Raw genomic sequence first — 8,714 nt, forward strand, 5'->3', positions numbered from 1 at the left:
CGGTCACCGCCCCGCCCCGATGTGCGGCGACGCGGTGCCGGTGGCGTGGAGGAACCCGGCCTTGCGGCGGATGATGGTTGTCGGGGCGATGCCGACACGGAGGTCGCCCGATGACTGGCGCGCGGTGGGACCGGTACCGGCGCGCCGCCCTGACCGCCCTGGAGATCGGCGTCCTCGCGGCGCTGTATTTCGGCTCGGCCGAGGCGGGGCTGATCCAGCAGCTCGTGCGCGGGCAGGTCACCCCGCTGTGGCCGCCGAGCGGTATCGCGGTGGCCGCCCTGCTGCTGCGGGGGCCCCGGCTGTGGCCGGGCATCGCGCTCGGGGCGTTCCTGGCCAACATCTCGCTGGGCCCGTCGGCCGGGGCCGTGCTCGCGATCACGGCGGGCAACACCCTGGCGCCCCTGTGCTCCTACGCGCTGCTGCGCCGGGCCGGGTTCCGCAACCGACTCGACCGTCTGCGGGACGCGCTCGCGCTGATCTTCCTCGGGGCGTTCACCGGGATGCTGATCAGCGCGACGGTGGGCACCGGGACCCTGGTTCTCACCGGTGTGCTGCACACCGGCGCCTTCTGGCCGACGTGGTCGGTGTGGTGGACCGGTGACGCGATGGGTGTCCTGGTGGTCACGCCGGTCCTGCTGGTGCTGAGCCGGGCGCGCCGGCCGAGGGGCGCGCCGGCGGCCCGGTGGCTGGAGGGTGGCCTGCTGGCGGCGGCCACGGCCGGGGTGGGGCTGCTGGAGACCACGAACACCCCGCTGGTGTTCCTGGGCTTCCCGCTGCTGATCTGGGCCGCCTTCCGCTTCCAGCTGGCCGGGGCCGCGCCCTGCGCGCTCGCCGTGTCGACCTTCGCGATCATGGCCGCCACCGGGAACAAGGGCCCCTTCGCCCGGCACGACCTGGTCATCAACATGATCACCCTGCAGGCGTTCAACGCGTCGGCCGCGCTGACCGCGCTGCTGCTCGCCGCGGTCATCAGCGAGCGGAACCAGACGCAGCGGGAGATCGCCCAGGCGTGCGGCCGGCTCGCCGACATGGTCGCCAGGATCGCCACCCGCGACCGGCCGGCGGTGCTCCCCGACGACGTCACGGGACGCACGGGTCCGGGGCCCCTGGGCACGGAACACACACGGCGGAGCGGTGACGGCCAGGCCGGTGGAAACGACGAAAGGCCGTCTCCTCATCATCCCTGAGAAGACGGCCTCCGACCGGCTGCGAGAGCTGGTCGGGACGACAGGATTTGAACCTGCGACCCCTTGACCCCCAGTCAAGTGCGCTACCAAGCTGCGCCACGTCCCGGTGTCGTTTGACCTGGGGTTTCCCCGGTCGAAACGCGCAGGGAAACAATACCGCACTCGGGTCGGTCCTCGCGCATCCCTTTACCGGGCGCCCACCGGCCGGCTCAGGACGCCGGCACCTGCCCGTCGGCCCGCACGAGCCCCCGTATCGCGGGGACGGCGAGCAGGACCGCGGGCACCACCAGGCTGATCCCATGTAGAGGGACCACACGGCGATGACATCCCACAGCCACGGCCGGGCCCGGAACTCCCGCCAGCCCTGGACCAGGTCCGCCCGGAAGGCATCCGGACGGGGGCCGGTGGCGGTGCCGGTCCCCCGGGCCCCCGGGTCACCGGAGCCGCCGCTCCGCCGCGCGGACCATGCCATGCGTGCGCGGCCGGGCCGAGGGAATTTCAGCGGCCGCCGGGCAGGCCCAACTCGGGGTGGTCGTCCAGGAGTCGGGGCGGCGCCGCCTGCCGCCAGGAGTCGGCGAGGATGTCGCGCAACTCGTCCTCGTCCTCCAGGGCCGCGAGCCGGGCCCTGACCCAGGCGAACTGGGCCTCGTGGCCGGCGATCCAGAACTTGCCGGGCTCGGCCAGCACCAGTTCGTCGCGCTCCTCCTTCGGGCAGCGCACGGCGATGGACGTCTCGTCCTCCGGGAGCGTGGCGAACATCTTCCCTGCCACCCGGAACGTGGGCATGTTCCAGGCGGTCTTCTCCGTGGTGTCCGGCAGGGACAGGGCGACACGGCGTACGTCTTCGGCGTCCGGCATGCCACGCACGCTAACCCGGGGCACTGACAGTCACCTCGCGTCCGGGGCAAGGCGCTTGTAGTAGAGGGTCGTCGGGCACAGGTCGCCGGCCGGGTTCGCCGCGTAGTCGGGGATGGTGCCGGCCGGGGTCCAGCCGGCCGAGCGGTAGAGGCGCTCGGCGGGGCTGCCGGTCTCGGTGTCGAGGTGCAGGAGGGTGACGCCGGCGGCCGCCGCGGCCCGCTCGGCGGTGGCGAGGAGCAGCCGGCCGAGGCCGCGACCGCGCGCCCGGCGGTGCACCATCAGCTTGACGAGTTCCGCGCGGTGCCGGCTGTTGGGCTTGTCGGGCAGGGCCAGGCTCACCGTGCCGGCCGGCCGGCCGGTGTCGTCCACGGCCACCCACACAGCCAGCCGGCCGGCCGCGACCACGTCGGCGCGCTCCCGCCACCAGGCGTCGGCCGCCGTCCGCGTGAGCGGGGCGAGGAAGCCGACCGAGGCGCCGCCGGCCACGGTGTCGGCCAGCAGCAGGGCGAGTTCGCCGCTGCCGCGGCGGATCCGCTCCTCGTCCCAGCGCAGCACCCTCATGGCCGCACCACCGCCAGGGCGTAGCGGGCCGTCGCCGGCCCGGCGCAGCGGAACCTCGTCGGCCCGAACACGCGCATCCGCAGGCAGTCGCCCGCGCCGAGCGGGTGGCTCGTGCCGTCGACGGTCACCTCCAGCGCGCCGTCCAGGACCCACAGGTGCTGCTCGACGCCGGGCACGGGCGGGCGGTCGTACGCGAGGTCGGCGCCGGGGGCGAGCCGGCCCTCGACGAGTTCGCCGCGCAGGCCGGGGTGCGGCGGTGACACCGACCGGCGGGTGAACTTGCCGGCGGGGTCCTGCCAGACCCGCTGGTCGGCCGCCCGTACCAGCGGTGCCGGTGCCGCCTCCACCTCGCTCAGCAGCTGGGACATGGTGCGGCCGTAGACGTGGCAGAGGCGGTTGAGCACGGCCGCGGTGGCGCTGGTCTCGGCGCGTTCGGCGCGCGACAGCGTCGACCGGCTCACCCCGCTGCGCTCGGCCAGCTCACCGAGCGACCAGCCGCGGCCGGCCCGCAGTTCGGCCAGCCGGGCGCCGATGCGGGCGTCCACGGGATCGGAGTCCTCGTTTCTCATGTCCGGGACGCTATCCCTGATATGAGACGGGCGGGTTACCGAAGGCTCACGCCTGCGCGGCCTCTCCCAGGGCGTCGAGCACCGGGCGGATCAGCGGGTGCCCCTCGGCGCCGCGGCGCACCGCGGCGAACACCCGGCGGGTCGGCGCCACCCCGTCGACCGGGCGGACGACCACGCCCGCGAGGTCCATGCCGCGCAGCGCCGAGCGCGGGACGAGGGCCACGCCCGCGTCCGCTGCGGCGAGCGCGACCACGGCCCGGAAGTCGTCGGAGGAGTGCTCGAACCGGGGCTGGAACCCGGCGTTCTCGCAGGCCAGGACGACCACGTCGTGGCAGGGGTTGCCCGGGTAGGGGCTGATCCAGCCGTCCTTGGCCAGGTCGGCGAGGGGGACCTCGACGGCGTCGGCGAGCCGGTGGCCGACGGGCACGACCGCGTCGAACGGCTCGGCGTACAGCGGCACATGGGTCAGCCGGGGGTCGTCGGCGGCCGGCGCGCCCCGGTACTCGACGGCGACGGCGACTTCCACCTGCCGGTCCAGCACCATGGGCAGGCTGGCGTCGCCCTCCGCGTCCTGGACCCGGATGCGTATGCCGGGCGCGGTGGAGGCGAGCCGGAGCACGGCGGGCGCCACCACCTGTGCGATGCCGGTCGCGAAGGCGGCCACGGTGACGGTCCCCGCCTCCCCCGAGCCGTAGGCCGCCAGTTCGGCCTCGGCCCGTTCCAGCTGGGCGAGGACCGCGTTGGTGTGGCTGAGCAGGATCTCGCCCGCCGGGGTGAGCCGGACGCCCTTGGCGCCGCGCTCGACCAGCCGGTGCCCGGTCTCCTGCTCCAGGGCCGTCAGCTGCTGGGAGACGGCGGAGGGGGTGAGGTAGAGCGCGGCGGCCGCCGCGGTGACCGTGCGGTGGTCGGCCACCGCACGGAGGATGTGGAGCCGCCGTGCCTCGATCATGCCTCCATTATTCCAGGGCGTCCGCCCTGGTCAGGCCTCCAGCTCGGCCCGCGCGGCGACGAAGGCGCCGACCGCGCGGTCGACGTCCTCGGTGGAGTGCGCGGCGGACAGCTGGACCCGGATGCGGGCCTGGCCCTGCGGGACGACCGGGTAGGAGAAGCCGATCACGTACACCCCGCGCTCCAGCAGCAGTTCGGCCAGGCGGGCCGCCCTGGCCGCGTCACCGATCATGACGGGCGCGATGGGATGGTCGCCGGGGAGGATCTCGAAACCCTCCTCGGTCATCCGGCGGCGGAACAGGGCGGTGTTCTCGGCGAGCCGGACCCGCAGGTCGTCGGCGGACTCCAGCAGGTCGAGGACCTTCAGGGAGGCGGCGGCGATCACCGGGGCGAGGGTGTTGGAGAACAGGTAGGGGCGGGAGCGCTGGCGCAGCAGGGCGACGATCTCGGCGCGGGCCGCGACGTAGCCGCCGGAGGCGCCGCCGAGGGCCTTGCCGAGGGTGCCTGTGATGATGTCCACCCGGTCCATGACGCCGTGCAGCTCGGGGGTGCCGCGGCCGGTGGGGCCGACGAAGCCCACGGCGTGCGAGTCGTCGACCATGACCATCGCGTCGTAGCGTTCGGCGAGGTCGCAGATCTCGGCGAGCGGGGCCACGTAGCCGTCCATGGAGAAGACGCCGTCGGTGACGACGAGCTTGCGCCGGGCGCCGCCCGCGGTGGCCTCCTTCAGCTTCGCCTCCAGGTCCGCGAGGTCCCGGTTGGCGTAGCGGAAGCGGCGGGCCTTGGACAGGCGGATGCCGTCGATGATGGAGGCGTGGTTGAGGGCGTCGGAGATGACCGCGTCCTCCTCGCCGAGCAGCGTCTCGAAGACACCGCCGTTGGCGTCGAAGCAGGAGGAGTACAGGATCGTGTCCTCCTGGCCGAGGAACGCGGACAGGCGCGCCTCCAGCTCCTTGTGGACCTCCTGGGTGCCGCAGATGAAGCGCACGGAGGCCATGCCGTAGCCCCACCGGTCGAGGGCCTGGTGGGCGGCGGTGATCACCGCGGGGTGGTCGGCGAGGCCGAGGTAGTTGTTGGCGCAGAAGTTGAGGACCTCGCCGGGGCGGCCGCCGGCGGTGACGCCGACGGTCGCGGACTGCGGGGTGCCGATGACCCGCTCGGGCTTGTGCAGGCCGGCGGCGCGGATCTCGTCGAGGGTGGCGCGCAGGTCGTCGCGGACAGAGTCGAACATGACAGGGCTCCTGAAGGTGCTGCGGGAGGGAGGCGGCGTCGAGGGAGGGGTGCGCGAGGGGCGGTTACGCGGTCCAGTCCAGGATGACCTTGCCGCCGGTACCGCTCGCCGCGTCGGCGAAGGCCGCCTCGTAGTCGCGGTAGCCGTACCGGCCGGTGATCACCGGGGCCAGGTCGAGACCGCCCTCCAGCAGGACCGACATCGCGTACCAGGTCTCGAACATCTCGCGGCCGTAGATGCCCTTGATGGTGATCATGGAGGTGACGATCCGGGCCCAGTCCACCGGGAACTCGGCGGCGGGCAGGCCGAGCATGGCGATCCGGCCGCCGTGCGTCATGTTGGCGATCATGTCCCGCATGGCCTCGGGGCGGCCGGACATCTCCAGGCCGATGTCGAAGCCCTCGCGCAGGCCCAGCTCCCGCTGGCCGTCGGCGATCGAGGACCGGGAGACGTTCAGGGCGAGCGTCGCGCCGATCTTCCGGGCCAGCTCCAGGCGCTCGTCGCTGACGTCGGTGATGACGACGTTGCGGGCGCCGGCGTGCCGGGCGACGGCGGCGGCCATCAGGCCGATCGGGCCCGCGCCGGTGATCAGTACGTCCTCGCCGACCAGCGGGAACGACAGGGCGGTGTGCACGGCGTTGCCGAACGGGTCGAAGATCGCGGCGACGTCGAGGTCCACCGGGACGCGGTGCACCCAGACGTTGGACGCGGGCAGCGCGACGTACTCGGCGAACGCGCCGTCCCGGCCCACGCCGAGGCCGACGGTGGCGCGGCACAGGTGGCGCCGGCCGGCCAGGCAGTTGCGGCACTTGCCGCACACCAGGTGACCCTCGCCGCTGACCCGGTCACCCACCTGGATGTCGGTGACGTCCCGGCCGGTCTCCACGACCTGCCCGACGAACTCGTGCCCGAGCACCAGCGGGGTGCTGATGGCCTGCTGCGCCCAGCCGTCCCAGGCCCGGATGTGCAGGTCGGTGCCGCAGATACCGGTCCGCATGACCTTGATCAGCACATCACCGGGACCGATGGCGGGCTCCGGGACGTCCATGAGCCAGAGCCCGGGCTCCGCCTTCTCCTTGACCAGCGCCTTCAACGCTACGGCTCCTGTGGGTGAGGTCCCGGCCGCGTGTGCCGAAGGGGCCCGCACCGGGTCAGAGGGGTGGAATCACCCCGCAATCTGCCCTACGCGCGAGCCGGGGTCCATCGATCTTTTCTTAACCGCCGCCACAGCTTTGCTTCACACCCCGTCCGGCCGTCACCCGGTTGTCCCAACACTCAGATCGGCAGCCCGTCGTCCGCGGACCGCTGGATGCGTACGGCGACGTCGGCGGCCAGCGCCTTGATGGTCTCCAGCCCGGAGCGGCCCCAGGCGCGCGGCGCCACGTCGAAGGCGCAGACGGTGCCGAGCGCCATCCCGGAGCCGTCGAAGAGGGGGGCGCCGAGGTACGACCGGATGCCGTACTCGTCGACGACCGGGTTGCCGGCGAAGCGGGGGTAGTCGCGGACGTCCTCCAGCACCAGCGCCTTGCGGCGGACCACCACGTGCGGGCAGAAGCCGTGGTCGCGCGGCAGGACCCGGCCGACCTCGGGCCTGCTGCCGTCCTCCCGGACCACCGGCGCGGCCGGCGGGATGCGCAGGCCCGCGAAGAACTGGTGGTCGGCGCCGACGAAGTTGACCATGGCGTACGGCGCCCCGGTGAGCTGGGCGAGGTGGTCCGCGTAGGCGTCGAGACCGGGCTCGGGCCGGCTGCCGAGGCCGAGCCTGCGCAGCCGGGAGACGCGGGCGGGTGCCTCCTTGTCCTCGGGGGTGAGCAGCAGGCCGCGGACCGGACGGGGCGGCTCGTAGCTCATGACCGGGCTCCGTCCCTGTGGGCGTACCTCATATGGCGGCTCCGTGTGCGGTGTGGCGGGATCACATGTGGGCGCCGTGGCTCGGCGCGGGCGCCGGGGCGTGGGCGATCAGATGGCGTACGAGGGTGAGCAGGGTCTGCACACCGGAACTGGAGATGCGGGCGTCGCAGCGCACCACCGGGATCCCGGTGTCGAGATCGAGGGCGGCGCGCACCTCCTCCGGGTCGTAGCGGTAGGAGCCGTCGAACTCGTTGACGGCGATGACGAAGGCGAGGCCGCGCTCCTCGAAGAAGTCCACGGCCGCGAAGCACTCGTCCAGGCGGCGGGTGTCGGCGAGGACGACCGCGCCGAGCGCGCCTTCCGACAGCTCGTCCCACATGAACCAGAACCGCTCCTGCCCGGGCGTGCCGAAGAGGTACAGCACGTGCTCCGGATCGAGGGTGATGCGGCCGAAGTCCATGGCGACCGTCGTCTCGACCTTGTTCTCGATGCCGTCGAGGTTGTCGGTGCCGGCGCTGACCGTGGTGAGCAGCTCCTCGGTGCTGAGCGGGGCGATCTCGCTGACCGCTCCCACGAAGGTGGTCTTGCCGACCCCGAACCCGCCCGCCACCAGGATCTTCAGCGCGGTCGGGAACGGGTCAGAGCTGTCGTCGTAGTCCATCGAGCACTGCCTCCAGCAGGGACCGGTCCGTGGGGATGTGGTGGAAGGCGGGGGGTTTGGTGGTCAGCGCCCCGCAGTCGACGAGGTCCGAGAGCAGCACCTTGGTGACCACCGCGGGCAGCCGCAGGTGCGCGGCGACCTCGGCCACCGGGAGGGGCGCGCGGCACAGGTCGAGTGCCTGCGCGTGCTCGGGTCCGAGGTAGCCGAGCGGGGTGACACCGGTGGCCATCACCTGCGACATCAGGTCCAGGGCGATGGTCGGCTCGGTGCGGCCGTTGCTGACCGTGAAGGGCCGCACCAGCCGGCCGGCCGCGTCGTCGAGCCAGGGCCCGTCGCCGGCTGCGGCCACGCTCAAGGCCTCGTCGCCGTGATCGCCGTGGCCTCGGCCGAGTGCCGGCGGGGCGCGGTCACCAGATAGGGGCGCACGCTCTTGACCAGCATCGCCATCTCGTAGCCGAGCACGGCGGCATCGGCCTCGCGGCCGGCGAGCACGGCGAGGCAGGTGCCGGACCCGGCGGTGGTGACGAACAGCAGCGTCGCGTCGAGTTCCACGACGACCTGGCGGACGTCGCCGCCGTCGCCGAACCGGACGCCCGCGCTGCGGCCGAGCGAGTACAGGCCGGAGGCCAGGGCCGCCATGTGGTCGGCGCTGTCGGCGTCGAGGCCGTGCATGGACTTGACCAGTCCGTCGCAGGACAGCAGGACCGCGCTGGCGGTATGGGGTACGCGCTGCACGAGGCCGCTCAGCAGCCAGTCGAGGTCGGAGGCCTGTGCGGTCGGCGCGTCGCTCGCCATGGTGGATCGACTCCTTGGGTTACGAAGGTCGGTGGGAGCGCTGGGGGTGGGGG

The 8,714-nt window shown here is 73.3% G+C and carries 11 protein-coding genes and 1 tRNA gene; 1 reads left to right on the forward strand and 11 read right to left on the reverse strand.

From position 1 onward, the window contains the following. Positions 1 to 110: 110 nt before the first annotated feature. Positions 111 to 1,187 (forward strand): MASE1 domain-containing protein, encoded by a 1,077-nt coding sequence (locus tag V7E45_RS36010; protein ID WP_333778488.1) that lies wholly within the window; start codon positions 111 to 113, stop codon positions 1,185 to 1,187. Between the two features lie 29 nt (positions 1,188 to 1,216). Here the strand turns inward: V7E45_RS36010 and V7E45_RS36015 are convergent. The 11 genes from V7E45_RS36015 to V7E45_RS36065 all read right to left on the reverse strand — a co-directional run bounded on the left by V7E45_RS36015 (position 1,217) and on the right by V7E45_RS36065 (position 8,661). After that, positions 1,217 to 1,293 (reverse strand) — tRNA-Pro (locus V7E45_RS36015). A gap of 392 nt (positions 1,294 to 1,685) precedes the next feature. After that, positions 1,686 to 2,045 (reverse strand): MmcQ/YjbR family DNA-binding protein, encoded by a 360-nt coding sequence (locus tag V7E45_RS36020; protein ID WP_333778489.1) that lies wholly within the window; start codon positions 2,043 to 2,045, stop codon positions 1,686 to 1,688. A gap of 30 nt (positions 2,046 to 2,075) precedes the next feature. Next, complete coding sequence (locus tag V7E45_RS36025; protein WP_333778490.1) at positions 2,076 to 2,606, reverse strand: GNAT family N-acetyltransferase; 531 nt, start codon at positions 2,604 to 2,606, stop codon at positions 2,076 to 2,078. Continuing rightward, the gene (locus V7E45_RS36030; protein WP_333778491.1) at positions 2,603 to 3,175 is read right to left on the reverse strand and encodes a helix-turn-helix domain-containing protein; all 573 of its coding nucleotides are present in this window, start codon (positions 3,173 to 3,175) and stop codon (positions 2,603 to 2,605) included. The genes V7E45_RS36025 and V7E45_RS36030 overlap by 4 nt, the downstream gene beginning before the upstream one ends. Before the next feature lie 46 nt (positions 3,176 to 3,221). Then, a complete protein-coding gene (locus tag V7E45_RS36035) occupies positions 3,222 to 4,124 on the reverse strand; it encodes a LysR family transcriptional regulator (protein ID WP_333778492.1) in 903 nt (300 codons plus the stop codon). A gap of 30 nt (positions 4,125 to 4,154) precedes the next feature. Further along, positions 4,155 to 5,354 (reverse strand): glycine C-acetyltransferase, encoded by a 1,200-nt coding sequence (locus V7E45_RS36040; protein ID WP_333778493.1) that lies wholly within the window; start codon positions 5,352 to 5,354, stop codon positions 4,155 to 4,157. A 64-nt stretch (positions 5,355 to 5,418) separates the two neighbouring features. Beyond that, positions 5,419 to 6,447 (reverse strand): L-threonine 3-dehydrogenase, encoded by a 1,029-nt coding sequence (gene tdh / locus V7E45_RS36045; RefSeq protein ID WP_333778494.1) that lies wholly within the window; start codon positions 6,445 to 6,447, stop codon positions 5,419 to 5,421. Positions 6,448 to 6,629: 182 nt separating this feature from the next. After that, positions 6,630 to 7,205 carry a GAF domain-containing protein gene (locus V7E45_RS36050; RefSeq protein ID WP_333778495.1) on the reverse strand — a complete coding sequence of 192 codons (576 nt, stop codon included), beginning with the start codon at positions 7,203 to 7,205 and terminating at the stop codon, positions 6,630 to 6,632. Between the two features lie 61 nt (positions 7,206 to 7,266). Beyond that, positions 7,267 to 7,866 (reverse strand): GTP-binding protein, encoded by a 600-nt coding sequence (locus V7E45_RS36055; protein WP_133918900.1) that lies wholly within the window; start codon positions 7,864 to 7,866, stop codon positions 7,267 to 7,269. Then, the gene (locus V7E45_RS36060) at positions 7,844 to 8,215 is read right to left on the reverse strand and encodes a DUF742 domain-containing protein (RefSeq protein WP_333778496.1); all 372 of its coding nucleotides are present in this window, start codon (positions 8,213 to 8,215) and stop codon (positions 7,844 to 7,846) included. Before V7E45_RS36060 ends, V7E45_RS36055 begins: the two co-directional genes overlap by 23 nt. Positions 8,216 to 8,217: 2 nt before the next feature. Then, positions 8,218 to 8,661, reverse strand: a complete 444-nt coding sequence (locus tag V7E45_RS36065; protein WP_333778497.1) for a roadblock/LC7 domain-containing protein — start codon at positions 8,659 to 8,661, stop codon at positions 8,218 to 8,220. Positions 8,662 to 8,714 lie beyond the last annotated feature (53 nt).

The sequence above is a fragment of the Streptomyces sp. IBSBF 3136 genome (assembly GCF_036815105.1).
GTDB lineage: Bacteria > Actinomycetota > Actinomycetes > Streptomycetales > Streptomycetaceae > Streptomyces.